Genomic DNA, 22,569 nt, shown 5'->3' with positions numbered 1-22,569 from the left:
TACCCTTTATTGGGCAGTCCAGCCGCCGTCCATGGCCCAGGCAACGCCCCGGACCTGGTCGGCCGCCGGCGAGCACAGGAAGACGGCGAGGCCGCCCAGTTGCTCGACCGTGGTGAACTGCAGCGAAGGCTGCTTTTCGCCCAGCAGGTCGTTTTGTGCCTGCGCGGCCGTGATGCCTTCTCGCGCTGCGCGGTCGTCGATCTGCTTTTGCACCAGCTGGGTCAGCACCCAGCCTGGGCAGATTGCATTGACGGTGATGCCGGTGGTTGCGGTTTCGAGTGCGACCGACTTGGTCAGGCCGACGATGCCGTGCTTGGCCGCCACATAGGCCGATTTCTGCGCCGACGCCACGAGGCCATGGGCCGATGCGATGTTGATGACGCGGCCCCAGTTGGCTTCGCGCATCGCGGGAATTGCCAGGCGCGTTGTATGAAACGCGCTGGTGAGGTTGATTGCGATGATGGCGTCCCAACGTTCGGTGGGAAAGTCTTCGACCTTGGCCACATGCTGGATGCCGGCGTTGTTCACGAGGACGTCGACGCGGCCGCACTTCGAAGCGGCGAAGCTCATCATGTCTTCGATCTGGTCGGGCTTGCTCATGTCGGCGCCGTGGTATTCGGCGCGCACGCCGAGAGCTTCGATCTCGGCCTTTGGGGTTTCGGCATCGCCGAAGCCGTTGAGCACGATGTTTGCTCCTTGTTGAGCGAGAGCCTTGGCGATGGCGAGGCCAATGCCGCTGGTGGACCCCGTGACAAGCGCGGTTTTGCCTTTGAGCATGAAGATCAATCTCCGGATGAATTAGGATGCGACGAGACAATTATCCGCACCAGGACGACTTCGTTTTCATGACCGAACCGACGCTTCATTACGTGGCGTGCGACGACGCCCAGGGCGGCCATCGCATGGCCTATTGGCAATGGGGCGACGCGCGCAGTGCGCATGTCGTGATCTGCGTGCACGGGCTGACCCGGCAGGGTCGCGATTTCGACCTGCTGGCGCAAGCCATCGTGGCGCGCGCCGAAGGCAATGTGCGCGTGGTCTGCCCTGACGTGGTGGGCCGTGGGCGCAGCGACTGGTTGCGCGACCCGGCCTTCTATCAAGTGCCGGTGTATGCGGCAGACATGGTCGCGCTGATTGCGCAGCTGCATCGCGAGCAGGCCATCGACACGCTCGACTATCTGGGCACCAGCATGGGCGGGCTGATCGGCTTCGTGCTCGCGGGCCACAAGGAACTGCCGCTGGCGCGGCCCATCCGCCGCTTCATCGCGAACGATGTCGGTCCGACGATCGAGCCGGCCGCGGTGCAGCGCATTGGCGCCTACGTGGGGAAGAACGGCAGCTACGAGAGCGTGCAGGCGGCGGCCGATGCCATGTGGGCGCTGTCGACCACCTTCGGCCCGCACACGCCGGCCCAGTGGCTGGCGCTGTCGCAGCACATGGTGGTGCCTGCGTCGCAGCGCACGGCCGATGGCTCGGCCAAGGTCGAGGCGGGCGGTGGTGATGAAGGCTCCTGGCTGCTTCACTACGATCCGGCCATCGGCGTGGCGCTGCGCGCCATCACCCCCGAGGCCGCGGCACAGGGTGGCGCAATCATGTGGAGCCTGTACGACGCCATCGAGGCGCGCACGCTCATCACGCGCGGCGCCGTATCGGATCTGCTGTCGCGCGAAACGGCTCTGGCCATGACGCAGCGCGGCCCGCATGCCAAGCTGATCGAGTTCGAGGGCGTGGGCCATGCGCCGACCTTTGTGGACCCCGCACAGATCGCTGCCGTCACCGACTTCCTTTTCGACTGAGTGATTGAGTGAGCGAAGCGTGAAGCGCGATTCTTCGAGCCTCCAGACGGCACCCATGTCCGATGCGGCCATGGTCGACTACCCGTTGTCCGCCGCAACGGCCGACCGCACGCCGGTGATGGAGAACATGCTGGCGCGCGCACGTGCATTCGCCGAGCCGCTGATCGCCGATGAAAAGCTCGACACGGGCGAGAACACGCTTGCACACGCCGACGCGGTGGCCACCATCGTCGCGAAGATGGGTGGCTCCGAGGCCATGCAGGCGGCGAGCTACCTGGTCTATTCGTGCCAGCACCTGAATCGCCCGCAGGAGGTGATCGCCAAGGTGTTCGGCGACAACTTCGCGGCGCTCGCGGTCGAGACGACCAAGCTGGTGCGCGTGCAGGAGCAGGCCCGCTCGGCCTCGCAGGGGCATCACGCCGAAGGCGCCGGCGCTCAGACCGAGAACGTGCGCAAGATGCTGCTGGCGTTCTCGCGCGACCTGCGCGTGGTGATGCTGCGGCTGGCCTCGCGCCTGCAGACACTGCGGCATGCGGCTGCGAGCAAGCGGCCTGCGCCGGAGGGTGTGGCGCGCGAGTCGCTGCAGGTGTTTGCGCCGCTGGCCAACCGCCTGGGCATCTGGCAGGTGAAGTGGGAGATCGAAGATCTTTCGTTCCGCTTCCTCGAGCCTGAAACCTACAAGCTGATCGCGCGCCTGCTCGACGAAAAGCGCATCGAGCGCGAAGGGCACGTCGAGCAACTGCGCTCGCAGCTGGAGAGCGAACTGCAGGCCGAAGGCGTCAAGGCCGCGGTGCAGGGGCGGCCCAAGAACATCTACAGCATCGTCAAGAAGATGCGCGGCAAGTCGCTCGACTTCGAGCAGGTCTTCGACATCCTCGCGCTGCGCGTGGTGGTGCCCGACGTGAAGGACTGCTATGCGGCCCTGGCGTGGGTGCACTCGCATTTCCAGCCCATCGACGAAGAGTTCGACGACTACATCGCGCGGCCCAAGCCCAACGGCTACCAGTCGCTGCACACGGTGGTGCGCGAGCTGTTGGATGGCAAGGCAGGCAAGCCGATCGAGATCCAGATCCGCACCGAAGAGATGCACGACCACGCCGAGCATGGCGTGGCGGCGCACTGGGCCTACAAGGAAGCGGGCCACAAGGGCTACGCGGGCGTGTGGGCCAGCGGCGAGTACGACGCGAAGATCGCGGTGCTGCGGCAACTGCTGGCGTGGGAGCGCGATCTTTCGGGTGGCCTGCAGGGGCAGGGGCTTTTCGACGACCGCATCTATGTGCTGACGCCCGATGCTGCCATCGTCGAACTGCCGCAGGGCGCGACGCCGGTCGACTTTGCCTACACCGTGCACACCACGCTGGGCCATCGCTGTCGCGGGGCGCGTGTCGACGGCGCGATGGTGCCGTTGAACACGCCGCTGTCGAACGGGCAGACGGTCGAGATCATCGCGGCCAAGGAAGGCGGGCCCTCGCGCGACTGGCTCAATGCCGAACTGGGCTACCTCGCCAGCCATCGTGCACGTGCGAAGGTGCGTGCATGGTTCAACGCACAGATCACGCACGAGACCGTGGCGCGCGGACGCGAAGCGGTCGAGAAGCTGCTGCAGCGCGAAGGCAAGACGGCCGTGCGGCTCGAAGACCTGGCGTCGCAGCTGGGCTTCAAGTCGGCGGACCATCTGTTCGAAGTGGTCGGCAAGGACGAGTTCTCGCTGCGCAACATCGAGACGCTGCTGCGCCCACCGGAGCCCGCGCCAGGGCCCGACGACGGCGTGCTCATCAAGAAGGCGCGCGGCAGCGAGAAGTCGGGCAAGGGCGGCGTGCTCGTGGTGGGCGTGTCTTCGTTGATGACCCAGCTTGCCAAGTGCTGCAAGCCCGCGCCGCCCGATGCCATTCGCGGCTTCGTCACGCGAGGCCATGGTGTCAGCGTGCACCGCAGCGATTGCAGCAACTTCCGCACGATGGCGGCGAAGGATGGCGAGCGCGTCATCGACGTGGAGTGGGGTGTCGCGAAGAAGGGCGCCGACGCGCCCGTGTATGCGGTGGACGTGGCTGTCGAAGCGGCCGACCGGCAGGGCTTGCTGCGCGATATCTCCGACGTGTTCGCACGCGAGAAGATGAATGTGATCGGCGTGCAGACGCAGTCGATCAAGGGCACGGCGTGGATGACGTTCACCGTTGAAATCGCGGATGCCGCGCGGCTCACGCAGGTTCTTGGCATGGTCACGGCAGTGATTGGTGTGCGATCTGCACGTCGTCGCTGAAAAGCACGTTTTCTCCTGCTACAATAGCTGCTTCTCGGACACATCCTTAGGCGCGTAGCTCAGCTGGTTAGAGCACCACCTTGACATGGTGGGGGTCGTTGGTTCGAGTCCAATCGCGCCTACCAATTTCTGCTTCAGTCCCGGCCAACCACCGGATCAGCTGACAGAGCATGCACCGGGTTCCCCGGTGCACATATCGTCCCTTGTGGTGATGCAGGCAAAGACCTTGGCCATGTTGTTGTGCTACCTTGGCTGCTCTGCAATTCCATTCCACTTTTCTTGATAAGCGATCAGATGAATACGCGATCAACGCCTGTTGATCGGGCTCATGCCGACAAGCGCCTGGCCGCACTGTTGAGGCAGGCTCCTCTCGAGTTTGCGCGTGCTGTCTACGGCATCAACGACTATGCAGGTGGGCGTACCGACACCATGGCGGCACGCGAGGTGGTGCGTGCGCAACGCCAGGGCATGCCTCTCACCGAAGAGCGTGCCGAGCAACGCGCTCGCGCATATCTGCCGACCCTGGGGCAAGAGCACTGCCCGCGCTGCTGGGTGGTCTACGGGCAGAAAACGCCGCTGCGGTTTCGGGAGGCTGACAAAGAGCGACCCGAGACGGCCGCCTGCCATGCGTGCGGCGCGGAGTACGCGACATCGCCGGATTGAGGAAAGTGCCGCGTCTGGTCAGGGTAAACCTTGTCGCGGCGCAGCAAAACCGCTCCCTAGAATCATCCGATGACATGGGCGTCCATGTGAAGGAGTCCGCAGTGCAGAGCAAGAAGTCCGGGGTCAAGCCGGTACAGCGTGTGATCAAGAAGTACCCCAACCGAAGGCTCTACGACACCGAGACATCCACGTACATCACGCTGACCGAGGTGAAGCAGCTAGTCATTCAGAGTGCCCAGTTCGTGGTGCGCGATGCCAAGACCGGCGACGACCTCACGCGCAGCATCCTGCTGCAGATCATTCTCGAAGAAGAGGCGGGTGGTGCGCCGATGTTCACCGAGCAGGTGCTGGCCAACATCATCCGTTTCTACGGGCAGGCAATGCAGGGCTACATGGGTCCGTACCTCGAGAAGAACATTCAGGCCATGACCGAGGTGCAGGCGCAGCTCGCCGAAAAGGCCGAAGGCCTGACGCCCGAGATGTGGTCGCGCTTCATGACCATGCAGTCGCCGATGCTGCAGGGGCTGATGGGCAATTACGTCGAGCAGTCGAAGAACGTTTTCCTGCAAATGCAGGAGCAGATGCAGAAAAACACCGAGCAGGTACTGGGGGCCTTTGGCATTAAGCGGCCCTGAATGTCCTGCCGTCACCGATAGCTGGGACAATAGAGGCATATGAGCGAAGTTGCCTCCCCCGAACGTACGGCCATGCCGACCGCCCCCAAGGTCGGTTTCGTGAGCCTGGGCTGCCCCAAGGCCCTGACCGATTCCGAACTGATCCTGACCCAGCTGAGTGCCGAGGGTTATCAAACCGCCAAGACTTTCGAGGGTGCCGATCTGGTGATCGTCAACACCTGCGGCTTCATCGACGACGCCGTGAAGGAGAGTCTGGACACCATTGGCGAGGCGCTGGCCGAGAATGGCCGTGTGATCGTTACTGGCTGTCTGGGCGCCAAGACTGGCGACCAGGGCGGCAATCTGGTGCGCCAGATGCACCCGAGCGTGCTGGCCGTGACCGGCCCGCACGCCACGCAGGAAGTGATGGATGCGGTGCACGCCAATCTGCCGAAGCCGCATGACCCATTCGTCGACCTGGTGCCGAACACTTTCGGTGTCGCCGGCCTCAAGCTGACGCCTCGCCACTATGCGTACCTGAAGATCAGCGAGGGCTGCAACCATCGCTGCACCTTCTGCATCATTCCCTCGATGCGCGGCGACCTCGTCTCGCGGCCGGTGGATGACGTGTTGAGCGAGGCCAAGGCCTTGTTCGAAGGCGGCGTGAAAGAGCTGCTGGTGATCAGCCAGGACACCTCGGCCTACGGCGTCGACGTGAAATACCGAACCGGGTTCTGGGATGGCAAGCCGGTCAAGACCCGCATGCTCGAATTGGTGCGCACACTGGGTGAAATCGCCGAGCCGTATGGCGCCTGGGTTCGCCTGCACTACGTGTACCCGTACCCGAGCGTCGACGAGATCATTCCGTCGATGGCGAGCGGTCAGGTGCTGCCGTACCTCGACGTTCCTTTGCAGCATAGCCATCCTGATGTGCTGAAGCGCATGAAGCGCCCGGCCAGTGGTGAAAAAAATCTGGAGCGGCTGGCGCGCTGGCGCGAGGTGTGCCCGGAGCTCGTGATTCGCAGTACCTTCATCGCTGGCTTCCCCGGCGAGACGGAGCAGGAATTCGAGCATCTGCTCGAATTCATCCGTGAAGCCGAAATCGACCGTGCCGGTTGCTTTGCCTACAGCCCGGTGGCAGGTGCTACCGCCAACGATATTCCGGGCATGCTGCCCGAAGCCGAGCGCGAGGCGCGCCGCGCGCGTTTCATGGAGGTGGCTGAGGCCGTGTCGATCGCCAAGCTGCAAAGGCGCATCGGCTCGACGATGCAGGTGCTGGTCGATTCGGCGCCCGGCATGGGTCGCAAGGGCGGGGTGGGGCGCACGTATGCCGATGCGCCGGAGATCGACGGCACGGTTCGCCTGCTGCCGCCCGAGAAGATCAGCAAGACGCTGAAGGTGGGTGAGTTCACCCGCGCGCGCATCGTGGGTGCTGAGGGCCACGACCTGATCGCATTGCCCGTTTGATGCGGATTCGAATGGACAAGAAAAAAGCCACCGGAGGCCGGTGGCTTGAATCGAATGACCTGGTAAGGGTCTGCTTGAATTTGGTGCCCAGAAGAGGACTCGAACCTCCACGATGTTACTCGCTAGTACCTGAAACTAGTGCGTCTACCAATTCCGCCATCTGGGCTTGTTCTGCTTTTCAGCAAAGACTACGAGTATACACAATTTGGCCCGGCAATTCCGTCGTTTCGAAGCGTGTGGAGAAGCTCAAGTGTCTGCTTGGTCTCGCTCGTGAGGGCTGCGTCGGGCGTTTGATGCGGATTCAAGCGGCCATGAAAAAAGCCACCGGAGGCCGGTGGCTTGAATCGAATGACCCGGTAAAGGTCTGTTTAAACTTGGTGCCCAGAAGAGGACTCGAACCTCCACGATGTTACTCGCTAGTACCTGAAACTAGTGCGTCTACCAATTCCGCCATCTGGGCCCACAGAGCTGCCGAAGCAGCAATGTTTTGAATTTCAGGAAAGAAGGAGATCATATCAAAAATAATGTCACTTCCAGCGGCTTGCTGGATGAATTCGAAGGAACTGTTCAAGGACATCGCGATGGGCACGGCTTCGTGCAGCGCGACGACGGTGAAGCAGACATCTACCTGCCGCCGAACGAAATGCGCGCGGTGCTGCACAAGGACCGCGTCAAGGCGCGCGTCGTGCGCCAGGACCGCCGCGGCCGCCCCGAAGGGCGCGTGGTGGAAATCGTCGAGCGTCCCGAGCAGCCCATCATCGGCCGCCTCTTGCACGAAGGCGGCATCTGGCTCGTTGCACCGGAAGACAAGCGCTATGGCCAGGACGTCCTGATTCCCAAGGGCGCAACCGGTCCCGCGAAGGTGGGGCAGGTTGTGGTCGTGCAACTCACCGAGCCGCCGGCTCTGTTTGGCCAGCCCGTTGGTCGTGTGAAAGAAGTGCTGGGCGAGATCGACGACCCCGGCATGGAGATCGAGATCGCCGTGCGCAAGTACGGCGTGCCGCACGAGTTTTCCGCGGAGTGCCTGGCCGAGGCCAAGGCGCTGCCCGAGAAGGTCCGTCCCGCCGACAAGAAGGGGCGCGTTGACCTCACCGACATTCCGCTCGTCACCATCGACGGCGAAGACGCACGCGACTTCGACGATGCCGTGTATTGCGAGCCTGCGAAAGTGGGCCGAGGCAAGGGCTGGCGCCTGCTGGTTGCCATTGCCGACGTCAGCGCCTATGTGCAGACCGGCTCGGGCATCGACATCGACGCCTACGACCGCGCCACCAGCGTCTACTTCCCGCGCCGCGTGATCCCGATGCTGCCCGAGAAGCTGTCGAACGGCCTGTGCTCGCTCAACCCCGAGGTCGAGCGCCTGTGCATGGTGTGCGACATGCTGGTCGCGGCCGACGGCGAAATCTACGCGTACCAGTTCTACCCGGCCGTGATGTTCAGCCATGCGCGCTTCACGTACACCGAAGTCGCTGCCATCCTTGGCAACACGCGCGGCCCCGAAGCCGCCAAGCGCAAGGATCGCGTCAAGGACCTGCTGAACCTCGCTGACGTCTACAAGGCGCTGCTCAAGCAGCGCGGCAAGCGTGGCGCGGTCGACTTCGAAACCACCGAGACGCAGATCATTTGCGACGACGTCGGCCGCATCGAAAAGATCGTGCCGCGCACGCGCAACGAGGCGCACCGCCTGATCGAAGAGGCAATGCTCGCGGCCAACGTCTGCAGCGCCGACTTCATCGCCGAAGGCAAGCACCCGGGCCTGTACCGCGTGCACGAAGGCCCGACGCCCGAGAAGAAGGAAATCCTGCGGGGCTATCTGAAGGCCATGGGTGTCGGCCTGAGCATCACCGACGATCCCAAGCCGGGCGAGTTCCAGGCGATCGCCGACGCCACCAAGGAGCGCCCCGACGCGCAGCAGATCCACACCATGCTGCTGCGCTCGATGCAGCAGGCGATCTACACGCCGATCAACAGCGGCCACTTCGGCCTGGCTTACGAGGCCTACACGCACTTCACGAGCCCGATCCGGCGCTATCCGGACCTGCTGGTGCACCGCGTGATCAAGGCGATCCTGTCGAAGACGCGCTACCAGCTGCCGATGCTGCCCACGCCCGGCGAGGCGCATGCCAAGCTGGCCAAGCGGCTCGCGTCGCGCGTGAAAGCGCCAACCAGCAAGCCGCAGAAGGCCACCGTCGCTCCCACCAAGGAAGTGCTGGCATGGGAAGCCGCAGGCCTGCATTGCAGCGCCAACGAGCGCCGCGCCGACGAGGCCAGCCGCGACGTCGAGGCCTGGCTCAAGTGCAAGTACATGCGCGAGCACCTCGGCGAGGAATACGGCGGCGTGGTCACCGCAGCCACGACCTTCGGCATCTTCGTCACGCTCGATGCGATGTACGTCGAAGGCCTGGTGCACATCACCGAGCTCGGCGGCGAATACTTCAAGTTCGACGAGATGCGCCAGGAGCTGCGCGGCGAGCGCACCGGCATCCGCTATGCCATCGGCACGCGGGTGCGGGTGCAGGTAAGCCGCGTCGACCTGGACGGCCGCAAGATCGACTTCCGCCTCGTGCGCGAAGGCGAGGAGCTCACGGCCCGCGCCATGAAGGACAAGGGTGCGGCATCATCGGGCGTGCCGGTCAAGGCCTCGGCCAAGCGCAGTACGCGCCACAAGGCCGAAGCCGGCAACGCCGAGTCGCGCGCGGAGCGCGGCAGTTCGGCTACGGCAGGGCCGCAGTCGGCGATGCAGGCCTTCAAGTCGGCGGTCAAGAAGGCCGCCAACAAGATGAAGGGGCGCAAGCCGCGCCGCTGAAGCAAGCCTCGCACGCCGCACGAACCATCGACAAACCGAAAAGAGAAAGAGACAGACAGCATGAGCGCTGAAGACAACAAGGGCCGCATCGCTATCGTCACGGGTGCGGGCTCCGGCATCGGCCGCGCCGCCGCGCTGGCGCTGCTGGGCGACGGCTGGAGCGTGGTTCTGGCAGGGCGCCGCCTGGAGCCGCTGGAACAGGTGGCGCAAGAATCGGGCGCCGGTGCGCGCGCCTTCGCGGTGCCGACCGACGTGTCCAATGCGGACTCGGTGCAGGCTCTGTTCGCCGCCACCGTCGAGCGCTTCGGCCGCGTCGACCTGCTGTTCAACAACGCCGGCGTGGGCAACCCGCCGGGCCCGTTCGAGGACTGGACGCCTGCGCAGTGGCAAGGCGTGGTCGACATCAACCTGACGGGTATGTTCTTCTGTATCCAGCAGGCATTCCGCACGATGAAGGCACAGACGCCGATGGGCGGCCGCATCATCAACAACGGCTCCATCTCGGCCACGGCGCCGCGGCCGAACTCGGCTGCCTACACGGCGACCAAGCACGCGGTCGAGGGGCTGACCAAGACTGCGTCGCTCGACGGCCGCAAGTACGACATCGCCGTGGGGCAGGTGGACGTGGGCAACGCCATGACAGAGTTGGCTGCGCGCATGGCCAAGGGCGTGCCGCAGGCTAATGGCGAACTCGCGATCGAGCCGCTGATCGACGTCAAGATCGTCGGCCAGTCGGTGCTCTACATGGCGAACCTGCCGCTGGAGGCCAACGTGCTGTTCCACACCATCATGGCGACGAAGATGCCCTTCGTCGGGCGCGGCTAACGCTCGCTCCTCAGACGGGCGCGCGGCGGGCCAGCGTGCCGGCCGTTAGCGGGGCTGCATCGGACGGCCATGTGTCGGCGATGTGGCCGTGCTGCCAGACGGCTTCGCGCGCTGCCTCGAGGGCTGGCCGGCGCATGGCCAGCGCAGCGCCGATCATGCCGGTCAGTACGTCGCCGGTGCCTGCGGTCGCAAGGCGGGCGTTGCCGGTCAGGTTGATGACTGGCAGAGTGTCGGTGGCGCCTGCAATGACGGTGCCCGAACCCTTGAGCACAACTACGACGTCGAAGCGCGCGGCGAGTTGGCGGGCCGCGGCCAGTCTGTCAGCCTGAACGTCGCTGACCGTGCAGCCCAGCAGGCGCGCAGCTTCCAGCGGATGCGGTGTGATCACGGTGGGCGACCCGCTTTTTCCCCGCGACGTCAGCTGTGTTTGCAATGCGCCATCGGCCGCGATTGCGTTCAGCGCGTCGGCGTCGAGCACCAGGGCGGCCGCCGTCGAGAGCACGCGCGGCAGCAGTTCGCGCACGGCCTCCCCACCGCCGCAACCGCACACCGCCGTCATGCCTGACAGGTCGAGCGTTCGGGCGTCGCGCAGCATCAGTTCGGGTTGGGCGGTGTCGACGGGGGCCGCGCTCGGGTCGAGCAATCCGACGAACACGCGTCCCGCGCCGCCATGCAGTGCCGCCGAACCGGCCAGCAAGGCTGCACCCGCCATGCCGGACGCTCCGCCGATCACCGCGACATCGCCGTAGCTACCCTTGTGCGAGGCATGGGTGCGCGGCTGCGCATCGGGTTCTCCCGCGATTCGGGCGACGGGTTGATCCTTGAACGCGCCGCAACCCAGATCGTCGAACCACACCGTGCCCGCCGCATCACGACCCTGAGCTGTGAACAGGCCGGGCTTCAATGAAAGAAAGGTGATGCAGGTGCGGGCCGATGCCTGCGCGTGGTCTATGCCGTAAGGCAGCGTGCCGGTGTCCGCATTCAGGCCCGATGGCACGTCGACGCAGAGCACGGGTTGGCCGCTCGTATGCATCTTCGCCAGCCATTCGGCCATCGTGCCTTCGGGTGGCCGCGTCGATCCGATGCCGAGCAGCGCGTCGATGGCCAGTTCATAGGCCGAAGGCGGCGTCGATGCAAAGGTGACGCCCGCATCGCGGGCACGCTGTAGCGATGCCTTGGCGTCCGGCGGCAAGCGGCTTTCATCTCCCAGGAATGTGACGACAGGAAAGAAGCCCCGGTGACGCAACTGCGCAGCCGCCTCGAAGCCATCGCCGCCGTTGTTTCCCGGCCCGCAGGCCACCCAGATCGTGCGCGCGTGCGGCGCAATCGCCATCGCAAGCCGTGCCACTGCGAGGCCGGCGCGCTGCATCAGCGCGTGGGCGGGCAGGGCGGCCGCCGCAGCATGTTCGATGCGGCGCGTGGCGGCGATGTCGAACAACTCGGCAGCGGTGGCGGAGGTGATGCGTTGCATCGGCGCATTGTGCCGCCGTGCTGTCTCCCTATCATCCGGGGATGAGCTTCAAAGGCGTCGGTTGGCTGCTTGTCCTGCTTTTCGCAGCGCTTGTCTTTTTCCTCGCTGCGACGATGGCGTGGATTGCCGGGCTGGGATGGGTTCTGGGCCTGCTGTGTGTCGTATGGGGCGTCTTCCTGCTGGCCGAGCTGAAGCGATGGGTGCCTCTGCGGGACGTGGCCTGGGCCGCCAATGTCGGCTTCGGCTGCAGCGTGATCCGGTGGTTCGACGTCCCGGGCGAAACGGCTTCTGGCCTGATGCGCCTGGCCCTGCTGGGTGCTGCTGCGCTGTGCCTGATTTTCTTTGCACTGCTCGGCCCCGGACTGCTGGGATGGATTGCCAGCAGACTTCGCTCCCCGCCGGAGCCCGCGCTGCCTGTAGAGCAGCCGGCGAGCCCCGAGGCCCTGCGCCAGTGGGGTCCTAAAGACTGAGCCGTTCGACCCCGAGCCCTTCGAGGTCGATGCCAGGGTCCTGTCCGGCAATCAGGTCGCCCAGCACGCGCGCACTGCCGCACGACAGCGCCCAGCCGCTCGACCCATGGCCAAGGTTGAGCCACACGCCGGGAATGCCGCTGGCACCCAGCACCGGTGGGCCGTCCGGCAGCATCGGCCGTGCGCCTTTCCATTGCTGCACGCCGGACTGCAGCGTGGCCGCACCCGGGAACCAGTCGTGCAGCACCTTGTAGAGCGTTTGCACCGCGGCCGGGTTCATCGTGTCCAGCGAGCCGCCGATCTCGGCGCTGCCGGCCACCCGCACGCGCTGGCCCAGGCGGGAGATGGCGACCTTGTAGCGTTCGTCCATCACCGCGCTGCGTGGCGCGTTGAGCGGCTCGCGAATCGGCGCGCTCACCGAATGGCCGTAGACAGGCGCCATCGGGATGCGCAGGCCCAGCGGCCGAAGCAGCGTGGCCGAGGCCAGGCCGGCGCACACCACGACCGCGTCGTAGCGCACGGGGTCGGAGCCGCTCGCCAGCGACAGCGAGGTGGGCGCCGCGCGGCTCAGCGGCGCGATGTCGCAGTTGAAATGAAACTGCGCGCCGAACGACTCGGCCTCCCACTTGAGCAGCAGCGCGAACTGGCGGCAATTGGCCACCTCGTCTTCGGGCAGGTGGATGGCGCCCAGCAGCGGGGTGTCGGGGTTGAGGGCGGGCTCGATCAGCCGGGCCTCGTCGGCGTCGACCTCCTTGAAGACGCTGCCGGCGGAGCGCAGCACCTCCAGTCCGGCCTGCACCAGTTTCTTGTCGCGCTTGGAGCGCAGCAGCACCAGGTAGCCGTCGCTGCGTTCGTAGCTGAGCTCGCGCGCCTCGGTCACCTCGTGCAGCCGGTTGCGGCTGTAGAAGGCCAGGCGCTGCATGCGGGCGCGGTTGGCCAGGTAGGTTTCGAGCTTGCAGGCCTTCTGCCAGCGCGAAAGCCAGCCGAGGTCGCGCGAGCCCAACGGCCAGCGCAGCTTGATGGCGCCGTGCGAAGACAGCAGCGAGCGCAGCACCTTGCCGCGCATGCCAGGGGCGGCCCACGGTGTGACGTACCCGGGAGCGACCACGCCGGCATTGGCGAAGCTGGCTTCTTCTGCGGCGGCGCCCCTGCGCTCGAACACGGTCACTTCATGGCCGTCGGAAACCAGTTCCCAGGCGGTGGTGACGCCGATGATGCCGGCGCCCACGATCGCGATTTTCATTGAATGTTCTGAATAAGAGAGATGGCTGACGCCCGTGAGGTGGACAGTGTCAGCTGTTAATTTTGCAGTGTGCGCTCGGTCTGGAGCGCTATCGCGAGCACGGCGTCGTCGTGCAGCGCGGCGTGCCACAGCATCAGACCGACCGGCAGTTCGCCGGCGGCGTGGCAGGGCAGCGAGATGGCGCAGCCGTCGAGCATGTTGATGATCGACGGGTTGCGCAGCAGCAATGCATTGACGCGGAAGAATTCGTCATCGCACTCGGCGCCCGGCGCTACGCTGGCGATGGACGGCGCAGTGATCGGCACGGTTGGCGACAGCACAGCGTCGAACGGAGCGAGTGTGGTTTCGACTCGGGCGATCCAGTCGCGGCGGGCATGGATCAGGTCGATGTATTCATGGGCCTTCATTGTGGCGCCGCGCAGGATGCGCTGGGCCACGCGCGGGTCGTAGCCTGCGCCGCTGCGTTCCAGCAGCAGGCGGTGCCAAGCGTGCGACTCGGCGGCCGAGAAGCCACCGGTGGCATTGATGGTGGCCAGTTCTGCGAGCTCGGGCAGTTCGATCTCCACGATGCGAGCGCCGGCTGCGCGGAGCGCCTTCAGCGAGCGCTCGAAGGCGGTAGACACGGCGGGTTCGATGCCATCGAAGAACACGTTCTTCACCACCGCCAGCCTATAGGCTGCCAGAGGGGCGTTGCCGGCGGTTACTCGGCGCGCCGCGAGGATCTCGTGCGCGGTGATGGCGTCGCGCACCGAGCGCGTCATGGCGCAGACGGTGTCCAGAGTGGTCGAAAGCGGCAGTGCGCCGTCGGCTGGCGTCAGGCGGGCCGTGTTCTTGAAGCCGACGATGCCGTTCAGTGCCGCAGGGATGCGGATGGAGCCGCCGGTGTCGGAGCCCAAGCCGATGAACGCGGCTCCGCTGGCCACCGAGATCGCCGCGCCGGACGACGAGCCACCCGGGATGCGCGGCGTGGCGGCATCGCTCACGTTGGCCGGTGTGCCATGGTGCGGGTTGACGCCGACGCCCGAGAAGGCGAACTCCGACATGTTGGTGCGGCCGGTCAGCACGCCGCCCGCGGCGCGCAGCCGTGCCACGGCGAGGGCATCGGCGTTGGCGGCTGGCGCATGGGCCAGGACCACGGAGCCGGCGGGCGTTGGCTGGCCTTTGATGTCGAACAGGTCCTTAGCGGTGAAGGCGAGGCCCGAAAGCCGGCTGTCGGGGTTCGACGCGGCGGCAGCCTGCCTGGCCTCGTCGAACATGGTGCGGGTGAAGACGTGCGCGCAGACCGGGGACTGGGCGATGCCGATGGCACGCTCCATTTCGGTGCGTGCATCGGAGCCACCTGCCAGAAGATCGAGACGGGTGGCGTGAAGGTCGTTCATGGGTGGAGGCAGAGGCTGTGCGAGCAGCTCGGGTTCAGGGAGGAGGGGCCGGCGGCCGTGCTATACTCTTTGGGTTTCGCTGGCTGAGCGACGGCTCCCGTTGCACCCAGTCAAACACATCCGCAAACCGGCCCAATCAAGGTGTTGTGACTCCATTCAGAAAGAGCACAAAACGGGCTGGATTTTAGACCCAACCTTTGGAGTAATTTCAATGTCTACCACCATGCGCGAAATGCTGGAAGCAGGTGTCCATTTCGGTCACCAAACCCGCTTCTGGAACCCCAAGATGGCCCCGTACATCTTCGGCCATCGCAACAAGATTCACATCATCAACCTGGAAAAGTCGCTCCCGATGTTCCAGGACGCGATGAAGTACGCCAAGCAGCTCACCGCCAACCGCGGCACGATCCTGATGGTCGGCACGAAGCGCCAAGCCCGTGAAATCGTGGCGGCAGAAGCCCGTCGCGCCGGCGTGCCCTTCGTCGACACCCGCTGGCTCGGCGGCATGCTGACCAACTTCAAGACCGTCAAGACCTCGATCAAGCGTCTGAAGGACATGAAGGCCCAGCAGGAAGCCGGCCTGGACTCGCTGAGCAAGAAGGAGCAACTGACCTTCTCGCGCGAAATCGAGAAGCTCGAAAAGGACATCGGCGGCATCCAGGACATGGCCGCGCTGCCCGACGCCATCTTCGTGATTGACGTGGGCTTCCACAAGATCGCCGTGGCCGAAGCCAAGAAGCTCGGCATTCCGCTGATCGGCGTGGTGGACTCCAACCACTCGCCCGAAGGCATCGACTACGTGATCCCTGGCAACGACGACTCGTCGAAGGCTGTCACGCTGTACGCCCGCGGCATCGCCGACGCGATCATCGAAGGCCGCAACAGCGCCACCGGTGACGTGGTCAAGGCCATCGCCGAAGGCAATGGCGACGAATTCGTCGAAGTCGAAGAAGGCGCTTCGGCCTGATTGGCGCACCTGCGAGCCTGAAGAAGGGGCTTTGGTGCCCCTTTTTTTTAACCTGATTTTTGGATTTACGGAGATACCACAAATGGCTGCAATCACCGCAAGCATGGTCGGCGAACTGCGCGCAAAGACCGACGCGCCGATGATGGAGTGCAAGAAGGCCCTGACGGAGGCCGACGGCAACATGGAAAAGGCCGAAGAGTTGCTGCGCATCAAGCTCGGCAACAAGGCTGGCAAGGCATCGGGCCGCATCACCGCTGAAGGCGTGGTCACGGCTTTCGTCGACGGCGCTGCCGGCGGCATGATCGAAATCAACTGCGAAACCGACTTCGTCACCAAGAACGACAGCTTCCTGGCCCTGGCCAACGCTGCCGCCATGCTGGTCGCGAAGAACAACCCCGCGGACATCGCCGCGCTGGGCGCACTCGCCTATGAGCAAGACGGCTTTGGTCCCACGCTCGAAGACGTGCGCAAGGGTCTGATCGGCAAGATCGGCGAGAACATGAGCTTCCGCCGCTTCAAGCACTTCGCCGGCAACGGCAAGCTGGCTTCGTACCTGCACGGCACGCGCATCGGCGTGATGGTCGAGTTCGAAGGCGACGACACGTCGGCCAAGGACGTGGCGATGCACATCGCCGCCATGAAGCCGGTCGCCATCCAGGCATCGGACGTGCCTGCCGACCTGATCGAAAAAGAGCGCGCAGTTGCCAAGGGCAAGGCCGACGAAGACCGCAAGACGGCCGAAGCCGAAGGCAAGAAGCCGCAGCCGGACGACATCGTTGCCAAGCGCATCGAAGGTGGCGTGCAGAAGTTCCTCAAGGAAGTCTCGCTGCACAACCAGCCGTTCGTGAAGAACGACAAGCAGACCGTCGAGCAGATGCTCAAGGCCGCCAGCACCACGATCAAGGGCTTCACCCTGTACGTGGTCGGCGAAGGCATTGAGAAGAAAGTTGACGACTTCGCAGCCGAGGTGGCCGCGCAAGTTGCAGCGGCCAAGGCTGCTGCTTAAGCCTTTAAGGCTCAACGGCGGTGCGCCCACGCGCGCCGCCGTTTTTTCATCGCTACGTTTTACACTCGTCCCAGTCCAACCAAAGGAAATTGCCCATGTCTGATGCCCGCCCAGCCCACAAGCGAATCTTGTTGAAGCTGTCGGGAGAGGCGTTGATGGGCGATGACGCCTTCGGCATCAACCGCGCCACCATCGTGCGCATGGTGCAAGAGGTGGCCGAGGTCGTGAACATGGGCGTGCAGGTGGCGGTCGTGATCGGTGGCGGCAACATCTTCCGCGGCGTCGCGGGCGGCTCGGTCGGCATGGACCGCGCCACGGCCGACTACATGGGCATGCTGGCCACGGTCATGAACTCGCTGGCGCTGGCCGATGCGATGGACAAGCAGGGCCTCGTGGCCCGCGTGATGTCCGCCATTGCCATCGAGCAGGTGGTCGAGCCCTATGTGCGCCCCAAGGCCCTGCAGTACCTCGAAGAGGGCAAGGTCGTGGTGTTCGCAGCCGGCACCGGCAACCCGTTCTTCACCACCGACACGGCCGCTGCGCTGCGCGGTGCCGAGATCGGCGCAGAACTGGTGCTCAAGGCGACCAAGGTCGACGGCGTCTACACCGCCGATCCCAAGACCAATCCCGATGCAACGCGCTACGTCTCGCTCAGCTTCGACGAGGCGATCGCAAAGAATCTCGGCATCATGGACGCCACGGCCTTCGCGCTGTGCCGCGACCAGAAGCTGCCGATCAAGGTGTTCTCGATTCTCAAGAACGGCGCATTCAAGCGCGTCGTCATGGGCGAGGACGAGGGCACGCTGGTGCATGCCTAGGAGTATTTGAGATGACCATTGCAGATATCCGCAATGCGACCGACGCGAAGATGAATCAGTCGCTCGCCGCATTCCAGAACAACCTTACGAAGATCCGTACTGGCCGCGCCAACTCTGCGCTGCTCGACTCGATCCACGTCGAGTACTACGGCTCGCAGGTGCCGTTGAGCCAGGTGGCCAACGTCTCGGTGCTCGATTCGCGCACCATCAGCGTCCAGCCTTGGGAAAAGGGCATGGGCGCCAAGATCGAGAAGGCCATCCGCGAAAGCGACCTGGGCCTGAACCCCGCCTCCATGGGCGACCTGATCCGCGTGCCGCTGCCCGCCATGAGCGAAGAGCGCCGCAAGGAAATGACCAAGCTGGTCCGCAACGAAGGCGAAACCGCCAAGATCGCCACGCGCAACCTGCGCCGCGATGCGAACGAGTCGGTCAAGAAGCTGGTCAAGGACAAGCTGGCGTCCGAGGACGACCAGAAGCGCGCCGAAGCCGAGATCCAGAAGGTCACCGACCGCCACATCGCGGAAATCGACCGCCTGGTCGCGGCCAAGGAAGCGGAGATCATGGCCGTTTGAGGCCTGTCATGGCCTCTTCAGCGCCACGCATTCCCCACCACGTTGCCATCGTCATGGACGGTAACGGTCGCTGGGCCACGCGGCGCTTCCTGCCCCGCGTCGCGGGGCACAAGCAGGGCGTCGAATCGCTGCGCCGCTGCGTCAGGGCCTGCGCCGACCGTGGCGTGGGCGTGCTCACGGTGTTCGCGTTCTCGTCCGAGAACTGGAACCGTCCTGTCGAGGAAGTCTCCGGGCTCATGGACCTGATGGTCGGTGCGCTCGCTCGCGAGGTGCCGAAGCTCAGCGCCGATGGCGTGCGGCTGCATTTCGTCGGCGAACGGGCCGGCCTGTCGCCGAAGATGGTGAAGGGCCTGGTCGATGCCGAGGCGGCCACGGCGCACAACACACGCATGGTGCTCAACGTCTGCTTCAACTACGGCGGCCGCTGGGACATCGCGCAGGCTGCCGCCAGGCTGGCGGCGCAGGGTGAGGCAATCACCGAGGCCGGCCTCGACCGCGCCATGGCCATGGCCCACGTGCCCGACCCCGACCTGTTCATCCGCACGGGCGGCGAGCAGCGGTTGTCCAATTTCCTGCTCTGGCAGAGTGCCTATGCCGAGCTTTTCTTCAGCGACAAGCTGTGGCCCGAATTCGACGAGGCTGCGCTGGACGAGGCCATTGCCGCGTTCCAGGGCCGCGAGCGGCGCTTCGGCCAAACCTCGGCACAGGTCAAGACTGCTACGGCCTGAGGGCCTGACAACCTCCCGCATGCTCAAACAACGCATCCTCACGGCGATCGTGCTGCTCGCGATCCTGCTGCCAGCGCTGTTCTATCGAAACTACATCCCCTTCGCCTGCGTCATGCTGGTGCTGATCGGCGCTGGTGCCTGGGAGTGGGGGCGTCTGAACGGATACGGCCAGCGGCTGTCGGTGTTTCTCGGCATCGAGACGGTGGTGCTGTGCGCGCTGTCCTGGTGGCTGGGGCTGCTGGAGCAGCCGCTGGTCCTGATGTGGACCCTGGCCAGTGCGGCCTGGGTGCTCGGAGGTGCGGCGCTGCTGCGCGTGGCGGTGCCGGGCTGGCCCCGCATTCCGCGCGGGCTGCGGCTGGTCGGTGGCTTGCTGGCACTGTGGGTGGCATGGCTTGCCGCGGTGCAGGCGCGCATGATCGGCATCAACTTCCTGCTGTCGATCCTGGTGCTGGTGTGGGTGGCCGACGTGTTCGCCTATTTCGCCGGCCGCGCCTTCGGCCTGAAGTTCACCCGCAACAAGCTCGCTCCCGCGATCAGTCCCGGCAAGAGCTGGGAAGGCGTGTGGGGCGGAATGATCGGCGTGGTGGTGCTGGCCTTTGCCTGGGTCTGGGCCGACAAGGCCACGGGCGCGACCGTGGCCAGCCTCTACACCCGTCTCAACGAGCGTGGCTGGTGGCTGTTGCTGCTCGCCGCGTTGTTCCTCGCGGCCATGAGCGTCGTGGGCGACCTCGTCGAATCTCTCATCAAGCGCAGTGCCGGCGCCAAGGACAGCAGCCGGCTGCTGCCCGGCCACGGCGGCGTCCTCGACCGCGTGGATGCCCTCTTGCCGGCGCTTCCCATTGCCATGATGCTGGCTTTCCTGTGAACTCACCCAGAAGACAACGCGTTACGGTGCTCGGCTCGACCGGTTCGGTCGGTGTGAGCACGCTCGACGTCATTTCGCGGCACCCCGAGCGTTTCGAGGTGTTTGCCCTTTCGGCGGCTACCAAGGTCGACGAGTTGCTGGCGCAGTGCGCGCAGTTCTCTCCGAAATTCGCCGTGATGGCCAGTGCGCCGCACGCCGCGCTGCTGGCTGAAAGGTTGAAGCAGAACGGTCTGAAGACGGTTGTCCTGATGGGTGATGATGCTCTCGAAACGATAGCATCCCACGATGAAGCCGATGCCGTGATGGCCGCCATCGTCGGTGCAGCGGGCCTTGGCCCCTGCCTGGCCGCCGCGCGCGCCGGCAAGCGCCTGCTGCTGGCCAACAAGGAAGCGCTGGTCGTCGGCGGTGAACTCTTCATGCGTACCGTGCGCGAAGGCGGCGCGACGTTGCTGCCTATCGATAGTGAGCATTCGGCCATCTTCCAGTCGCTGCCTGAAGACCCGTCCACCTGGGCGCGGCGTATCGACAAGATCATCCTGACCGCATCGGGCGGCCCGTTCCGCACTCGTGCGCCGGAAACCCTGGGTACGGTGACGCCCGAACAGGCCTGCGCCCATCCGAACTGGGTCATGGGCCGCAAGATTTCGGTCGACTCGGCCACCATGATGAACAAGGCGCTCGAAGTGATCGAGGCGCGTCACCTGTTCGGCGTTGCGCCCGATCAGATCGAGGTGGTCATCCATCCGCAGAGCGTGGTGCACTCAATGGTGCAGTTCACCGACGCATCGGTCATTGCCCAACTCGGTACGCCCGACATGCGGGTGCCCATCGCGGTGGGCCTGGCCTGGCCCGAGCGCATCGAGAGCGGTGCCGCGCGGCTCGACTTCCGCCAGATGGCCTCGTTGACCTTCGATGCGCCCGACGCGGCGCTCTTTCCCGGACTGGGCCTGGCATGGCATGCACTGCGCGCCGCGCCGGGCACGACGGCGGTGCTCAATGCTGCCAACGAGGTCGCAGTTGAAGCTTTCCTGAACCGTCGCCTGCGTTTTGATTGCATACATGCGGTCAACATGGAAACTTTGGAAAGGGTCGCCCCCTCCAAGCCGGCATCGCTGGCCGACCTGCTGGCGATCGATGCCAGCGCCCGCGCGGCGGCCAATGCCGCAGCGCTGCGTTTCGCAGCCTGACCTGACGACCCTCCGTAGAGACCAAGGACCCCGATGCTGCTCACTGTCATAGCCTTTGTGGTCGCACTCGGTGTCCTGATCGCGGTGCACGAATACGGGCACTACCGCGTGGCCGTTGCCTGCGGCGTCAAGGTGGAGCGCTTCTCCGTCGGGTTCGGCAAGGCACTGCTCCGCTGGCAGCCCAAGCGCCAGCATCCGGGGCAGCAGACCGAGTTCGTCATAGGTGCATTCCCGTTCGGCGGCTACGTCAAGATGCTCGACGAGCGCGAAGGGCCGGTCGCGCCTGAAGAGCGCCATCGCGCCTTCAATACCCAACCTTTGCGTTCCCGCGCAGCCATTGTTGCGGCGGGGCCGATCGCCAATCTGCTGCTGGCTGTCGTGCTCTACACGGCGGTCAATTGGATCGGCGTGCAGGAGCCGGTCGCCAAGCTGGCGCGGCCGGTGGCGGCCTCCCTGGCCGAAGCGGCGGGTCTGCGCGGCGGCGAGCACATCACACAAGCGGGCTTCGATGGCGAGCTGTCGCCGGTTCAGTCCTTCGAGGATCTGCGCTGGCGCATGACGCGTGGCGCGCTCGATGGCCATGACCTGACGCTCGAAGTCGCAGGGGAGGCCGGCCGGCCGGCGCGTCAGCTGGTGCTGCCATTGAGCCGCATGGAGACCAAGGACGCTGATCCGCAGATGTTCCGCAAGATCGGCGTGGTGGCGCCCCTGACCCGGCCCGAGATCGGCGAAGTCATGGCGGGCAGTGCGGCGGAAAGCGCCGGCCTGCGCAACGGCGACGTGGTGCGCGCCATTGGCGACACGGCCATATTCGACGGACAGCAGCTGCGCGAGGTGATCCGGGCGTCGGTCGACGGCGACCAGCCGCGCATTCAGGCTTGGCAGGTCGAGCGCGGCGGCCAGCCGCTCAAGATCGACGTGAAGCCCGAGGTGCGCGAAGAGGGCGGCGTCAAGGTGGGGCGCATCGGCGCCTACGTTGGTGCGCCGCCCGAAATGGTGACGGTGCGCCAGGGGCTGGTCGACGGCGTCTGGCGTGGCGTGGTGCGCACCTGGGAGGTGTCCGCGCTGACCGTGCGCATGATGGGCAAGATGGTCATCGGCGAGGCTTCGCTCAAGAACCTGAGCGGTCCGCTCACGATTGCCGACTACGCTGGCAAGTCCGCAAGCCTCGGTTTCACTCAGTATCTGGTCTTCCTGGCTCTCATCAGCGTGAGCCTCGGGGTCCTCAATCTCATGCCGCTGCCGGTCCTCGATGGGGGACACCTGATGTATTATCTTTGGGAGGGCCTGACCGGCAAGAGCGTCTCCGACGCCTGGATGGAACGGCTTCAGCGCGGGGGTGTGGCCCTGCTGCTGGTCATGATGTCGGTTGCACTCTTCAACGACGTCACACGGCTCTTTGGTTAACTTTCTGCCCGGCCCTTTCCGTGCC

20 protein-coding genes and 3 tRNA genes are annotated in these 22,569 nt (G+C 65.2%); 17 read left to right on the top strand and 6 right to left on the bottom strand.

Features of this window, described 5'->3' with window-relative positions:
* Nucleotides 1–6: 6 nt before the first annotated feature.
* Complete coding sequence (locus ACSFCA_RS01405) at nucleotides 7–777, bottom strand: 3-hydroxybutyrate dehydrogenase (protein WP_435458368.1); 771 nt, start codon at nucleotides 775–777, stop codon at nucleotides 7–9.
* 26 nt (nucleotides 778–803) lie between these two features.
* On the opposite strand from ACSFCA_RS01405, the gene ACSFCA_RS01400 reads away from it, so the two are divergent.
* The 6 genes from ACSFCA_RS01400 to rimO all read left to right on the top strand — a co-directional run bounded on the left by ACSFCA_RS01400 (nucleotide 804) and on the right by rimO (nucleotide 6,800).
* Complete coding sequence (locus tag ACSFCA_RS01400) at nucleotides 804–1,796, top strand: alpha/beta fold hydrolase (RefSeq protein WP_435458367.1); 993 nt, start codon at nucleotides 804–806, stop codon at nucleotides 1,794–1,796.
* Between the two features lie 55 nt (nucleotides 1,797–1,851).
* Nucleotides 1,852–4,056, top strand: coding sequence for a RelA/SpoT family protein (locus tag ACSFCA_RS01395; protein ID WP_375338473.1), 2,205 nt, complete (start codon nucleotides 1,852–1,854; stop codon nucleotides 4,054–4,056).
* A gap of 48 nt (nucleotides 4,057–4,104) precedes the next feature.
* A tRNA-Val gene (locus ACSFCA_RS01390) sits at nucleotides 4,105–4,181 on the top strand.
* A 169-nt stretch (nucleotides 4,182–4,350) separates the two neighbouring features.
* Nucleotides 4,351–4,719 carry a hypothetical protein gene (locus ACSFCA_RS01385; RefSeq protein ID WP_435458366.1) on the top strand — a complete coding sequence of 123 codons (369 nt, stop codon included), beginning with the start codon at nucleotides 4,351–4,353 and terminating at the stop codon, nucleotides 4,717–4,719.
* Nucleotides 4,720–4,793: 74 nt separating this feature from the next.
* Nucleotides 4,794–5,354, top strand: coding sequence for a polyhydroxyalkanoate synthesis repressor PhaR (gene phaR, locus ACSFCA_RS01380; protein WP_093073861.1), 561 nt, complete (start codon nucleotides 4,794–4,796; stop codon nucleotides 5,352–5,354).
* Between the two features lie 39 nt (nucleotides 5,355–5,393).
* A complete protein-coding gene (gene rimO / locus ACSFCA_RS01375; protein WP_435458365.1) occupies nucleotides 5,394–6,800 on the top strand; it encodes a 30S ribosomal protein S12 methylthiotransferase RimO in 1,407 nt (468 codons plus the stop codon).
* Between the two features lie 81 nt (nucleotides 6,801–6,881).
* On the opposite strand, the gene ACSFCA_RS01370 is transcribed toward rimO, so the two are convergent.
* Together ACSFCA_RS01370 and ACSFCA_RS01365 are read right to left on the bottom strand one after the other, a co-directional pair.
* Nucleotides 6,882–6,966 (bottom strand) — tRNA-Leu (locus ACSFCA_RS01370).
* Between the two features lie 209 nt (nucleotides 6,967–7,175).
* Nucleotides 7,176–7,260 (bottom strand) — tRNA-Leu (locus tag ACSFCA_RS01365).
* 81 nt (nucleotides 7,261–7,341) lie between these two features.
* Here ACSFCA_RS01365 and rnr point away from each other — a divergent pair.
* Both rnr and ACSFCA_RS01355 read left to right on the top strand, forming a co-directional pair.
* Nucleotides 7,342–9,606, top strand: a complete 2,265-nt coding sequence (gene rnr, locus ACSFCA_RS01360; RefSeq protein WP_435458364.1) for a ribonuclease R — start codon at nucleotides 7,342–7,344, stop codon at nucleotides 9,604–9,606.
* 60 nt (nucleotides 9,607–9,666) lie between these two features.
* The gene (locus ACSFCA_RS01355; RefSeq protein WP_258354479.1) at nucleotides 9,667–10,431 is read left to right on the top strand and encodes an SDR family oxidoreductase; all 765 of its coding nucleotides are present in this window, start codon (nucleotides 9,667–9,669) and stop codon (nucleotides 10,429–10,431) included.
* A 10-nt stretch (nucleotides 10,432–10,441) separates the two neighbouring features.
* Here the strand turns inward: ACSFCA_RS01355 and ACSFCA_RS01350 are convergent, their stop codons facing one another.
* Nucleotides 10,442–11,902: an NAD(P)H-hydrate dehydratase gene (locus tag ACSFCA_RS01350; protein WP_435458363.1), complete on the bottom strand. Its 1,461-nt coding sequence runs from the start codon at nucleotides 11,900–11,902 to the stop codon at nucleotides 10,442–10,444.
* Between the two features lie 41 nt (nucleotides 11,903–11,943).
* Between ACSFCA_RS01350 and ACSFCA_RS01345 the strand changes: the two genes are divergently transcribed.
* Entirely contained in the window at nucleotides 11,944–12,372 is a 429-nt protein-coding gene (locus ACSFCA_RS01345) for a hypothetical protein (RefSeq protein ID WP_435458362.1), read from the top strand.
* Here the strand turns inward: ACSFCA_RS01345 and ACSFCA_RS01340 are convergent.
* Both ACSFCA_RS01340 and ACSFCA_RS01335 read right to left on the bottom strand, forming a co-directional pair.
* The gene (locus ACSFCA_RS01340) at nucleotides 12,362–13,615 is read right to left on the bottom strand and encodes a D-amino acid dehydrogenase (protein ID WP_435458361.1); all 1,254 of its coding nucleotides are present in this window, start codon (nucleotides 13,613–13,615) and stop codon (nucleotides 12,362–12,364) included. The two genes, ACSFCA_RS01345 and ACSFCA_RS01340, sit on opposite strands and share 11 nt — an antisense overlap.
* 56 nt (nucleotides 13,616–13,671) lie before the next feature.
* The gene (locus tag ACSFCA_RS01335; protein WP_258354483.1) at nucleotides 13,672–14,994 is read right to left on the bottom strand and encodes an amidase; all 1,323 of its coding nucleotides are present in this window, start codon (nucleotides 14,992–14,994) and stop codon (nucleotides 13,672–13,674) included.
* Nucleotides 14,995–15,205: 211 nt separating this feature from the next.
* On the opposite strand from ACSFCA_RS01335, the gene rpsB reads away from it, so the two are divergent.
* The 8 genes from rpsB (at nucleotide 15,206) to rseP (ending at nucleotide 22,544) form a co-directional block, all read left to right on the top strand.
* Nucleotides 15,206–15,961, top strand: coding sequence for a 30S ribosomal protein S2 (gene rpsB, locus ACSFCA_RS01330; RefSeq protein ID WP_093056541.1), 756 nt, complete (start codon nucleotides 15,206–15,208; stop codon nucleotides 15,959–15,961).
* Nucleotides 15,962–16,043: 82 nt separating this feature from the next.
* Entirely contained in the window at nucleotides 16,044–16,967 is a 924-nt protein-coding gene (gene tsf, locus ACSFCA_RS01325) for a translation elongation factor Ts (protein WP_093056542.1), read from the top strand.
* A gap of 95 nt (nucleotides 16,968–17,062) precedes the next feature.
* Entirely contained in the window at nucleotides 17,063–17,785 is a 723-nt protein-coding gene (gene pyrH, locus ACSFCA_RS01320) for a UMP kinase (RefSeq protein ID WP_093056543.1), read from the top strand.
* A gap of 11 nt (nucleotides 17,786–17,796) precedes the next feature.
* Nucleotides 17,797–18,357 (top strand): ribosome recycling factor, encoded by a 561-nt coding sequence (frr, locus tag ACSFCA_RS01315; RefSeq protein WP_056592642.1) that lies wholly within the window; start codon nucleotides 17,797–17,799, stop codon nucleotides 18,355–18,357.
* Between the two features lie 8 nt (nucleotides 18,358–18,365).
* The gene (uppS, locus tag ACSFCA_RS01310) at nucleotides 18,366–19,085 is read left to right on the top strand and encodes a polyprenyl diphosphate synthase (RefSeq protein ID WP_435458360.1); all 720 of its coding nucleotides are present in this window, start codon (nucleotides 18,366–18,368) and stop codon (nucleotides 19,083–19,085) included.
* Between the two features lie 19 nt (nucleotides 19,086–19,104).
* Nucleotides 19,105–19,950: a phosphatidate cytidylyltransferase gene (locus tag ACSFCA_RS01305; RefSeq protein ID WP_435458359.1), complete on the top strand. Its 846-nt coding sequence runs from the start codon at nucleotides 19,105–19,107 to the stop codon at nucleotides 19,948–19,950.
* Complete coding sequence (gene ispC, locus ACSFCA_RS01300) at nucleotides 19,947–21,137, top strand: 1-deoxy-D-xylulose-5-phosphate reductoisomerase (protein WP_435458358.1); 1,191 nt, start codon at nucleotides 19,947–19,949, stop codon at nucleotides 21,135–21,137. The genes ACSFCA_RS01305 and ispC overlap by 4 nt, the downstream gene beginning before the upstream one ends.
* Before the next feature lie 33 nt (nucleotides 21,138–21,170).
* Nucleotides 21,171–22,544, top strand: a complete 1,374-nt coding sequence (rseP, locus tag ACSFCA_RS01295) for an RIP metalloprotease RseP (protein ID WP_258354487.1) — start codon at nucleotides 21,171–21,173, stop codon at nucleotides 22,542–22,544.
* Nucleotides 22,545–22,569 lie beyond the last annotated feature (25 nt).

It is taken from the genome of Variovorax multivorans (assembly GCF_051216835.1).
Classification (GTDB): Bacteria; Pseudomonadota; Gammaproteobacteria; order Burkholderiales; family Burkholderiaceae_C; genus Variovorax.
Note: the sequence above shows the minus strand (reverse complement) of the source record. Positions and strands in the feature narration are given on the sequence as shown.

Excerpts from the sequence above, each read along its gene's own strand:
- uppS (WP_435458360.1), top strand. The coding sequence starts at position 18,366 with ATGGCCTCTTCAGCGCCACGCATTCCCCACCACGTTGCCATCGTCATG.
- rimO (WP_435458365.1), top strand. The coding sequence starts at position 5,394 with ATGAGCGAAGTTGCCTCCCCCGAACGTACGGCCATGCCGACCGCCCCC.
- tsf (WP_093056542.1), top strand. The coding sequence starts at position 16,044 with ATGGCTGCAATCACCGCAAGCATGGTCGGCGAACTGCGCGCAAAGACC.
- ACSFCA_RS01335 (WP_258354483.1), bottom strand. The coding sequence starts at position 14,994 with ATGAACGACCTTCACGCCACCCGTCTCGATCTTCTGGCAGGTGGCTCC.
- phaR (WP_093073861.1), top strand. The coding sequence starts at position 4,794 with ATGGGCGTCCATGTGAAGGAGTCCGCAGTGCAGAGCAAGAAGTCCGGG.
- ACSFCA_RS01405 (WP_435458368.1), bottom strand. The coding sequence starts at position 777 with ATGCTCAAAGGCAAAACCGCGCTTGTCACGGGGTCCACCAGCGGCATT.
- ACSFCA_RS01400 (WP_435458367.1), top strand. The coding sequence starts at position 804 with ATGCGACGAGACAATTATCCGCACCAGGACGACTTCGTTTTCATGACC.
- ACSFCA_RS01355 (WP_258354479.1), top strand. The coding sequence starts at position 9,667 with ATGAGCGCTGAAGACAACAAGGGCCGCATCGCTATCGTCACGGGTGCG.
- ACSFCA_RS01305 (WP_435458359.1), top strand. The coding sequence starts at position 19,105 with ATGCTCAAACAACGCATCCTCACGGCGATCGTGCTGCTCGCGATCCTG.
- ACSFCA_RS01395 (WP_375338473.1), top strand. The coding sequence starts at position 1,852 with ATGTCCGATGCGGCCATGGTCGACTACCCGTTGTCCGCCGCAACGGCC.
- ACSFCA_RS01340 (WP_435458361.1), bottom strand. The coding sequence starts at position 13,615 with ATGAAAATCGCGATCGTGGGCGCCGGCATCATCGGCGTCACCACCGCC.
- ACSFCA_RS01350 (WP_435458363.1), bottom strand. The coding sequence starts at position 11,902 with ATGCAACGCATCACCTCCGCCACCGCTGCCGAGTTGTTCGACATCGCC.
- pyrH (WP_093056543.1), top strand. The coding sequence starts at position 17,063 with ATGTCTGATGCCCGCCCAGCCCACAAGCGAATCTTGTTGAAGCTGTCG.
- rseP (WP_258354487.1), top strand. The coding sequence starts at position 21,171 with ATGCTGCTCACTGTCATAGCCTTTGTGGTCGCACTCGGTGTCCTGATC.
- rpsB (WP_093056541.1), top strand. The coding sequence starts at position 15,206 with ATGTCTACCACCATGCGCGAAATGCTGGAAGCAGGTGTCCATTTCGGT.
- ACSFCA_RS01345 (WP_435458362.1), top strand. The coding sequence starts at position 11,944 with ATGAGCTTCAAAGGCGTCGGTTGGCTGCTTGTCCTGCTTTTCGCAGCG.
- frr (WP_056592642.1), top strand. The coding sequence starts at position 17,797 with ATGACCATTGCAGATATCCGCAATGCGACCGACGCGAAGATGAATCAG.
- ACSFCA_RS01385 (WP_435458366.1), top strand. The coding sequence starts at position 4,351 with ATGAATACGCGATCAACGCCTGTTGATCGGGCTCATGCCGACAAGCGC.